At 40.2% G+C, this 1,235-nt stretch carries 1 pseudogene; it reads left to right on the forward strand.

Annotation, left to right across the window (positions count from 1 at the left end):
• Positions 1-1,235, forward strand: a pseudogene (locus tag ACFINK_RS09300) (hypothetical protein); the annotation flags it as partial.

The following is a 1,235-nucleotide window of genomic DNA, read 5'->3' on the forward strand; positions in this document are numbered from 1 at the left end:
AAGCAGGATGAAAAGACAAAAGTTATCACTATTGGTAAAGAAGTAGAAGGTACAGAACTCAATATCGCAAATAAAGACAAAGGGGATCGGACACTTTCAGGTGTTGGTGAAGCAACAAAGGATAATGAAGCTGTTAACAAAGGTCAGCTTGATGCAAGTCTGAAGGATCTTTCTACCAGCCTTCAGTCAGATGATTCAGCTGTTGTTCATTACGATAAAAAAGAGGGTGAGAATGGCGGCATTGATTACACGAGTGTGACTTTAGGTAAAGGTAAGGATGCAGGACCAGTTGCACTTCATAATGTAAAAGATGGTGCCATTGGTGAGAGTTCACATGATGCGATTAATGGTAGTCAGATCAACACGATTTCTCAGAATGTAGCTAAATTCCTTGGTGGCGATGCAAAATTTGTTGAGGGTACGTTTACAGGACCAACCTACAAGTTATCCAAGGTTGATACAGCTGGTAATATAACAAATGGCTCTTTTGATAATGTTGGTAGTGCATTTACTGGTCTTGATGAGAATATCAAGAATGTGAATGCACGGATTAAAGAAGTTTCTGAAGGAGTAGCGCAAGATTCTTTATTATGGAATGATGAAGCCGATGCCTTTGTCGCGCGTCATGAGAAGAAGCAAGAAGAACAAGGCAGAGCTGTCAGGACACAAGAAAACAGTAGAATTACGTTTCTAGCAAATGGTGAGATTAGCGCTAAATCAACAGATGCTGTCGCTGGTAATCAACTTTATTCAATGAATCAGACGTTTGCGACGTATTTTGGTGGAGGAGCTGGTTATGATAAAGATGGACAATGGAAAGCTCCAAATTTTGTAATCAAGAAAGTTGATGCAGAAGGTAAAGAAAGTGAAGAAAGCTATAAGAGTGTAGCGGAAGCACTTTCTGATATTAGTAGTTCTGTCACGAATGTTCATAATGATGTTACCAATGTTGTCAGTGATAGCCTTGTCAAGCAGGATGAGAAGACGAAAATTATCACTATTGGTAAAGAAGTAGAAGGCAGTGAAATCAACATAGCCAACAAGACTGGTACGGATCGGATAATTTCAGGTGTTAAGGCAGCAACGAAGAATAATGAAGCGGTTAACAAGGGTCAGCTTGATGCAAGTCTGAAAGATCTTTCTACCAGCCTTCAGTCTGATGACTCGGCTGTTGTTCATTACGATAAAAAAGAGGGTGAGAATGGCGGCATTGATTACACGAGTGTGACTTTAGG

This window comes from Bartonella sp. AA16NXGY, assembly GCF_042197325.1.
Classification (GTDB): Bacteria; Pseudomonadota; Alphaproteobacteria; order Rhizobiales; family Rhizobiaceae; genus Bartonella.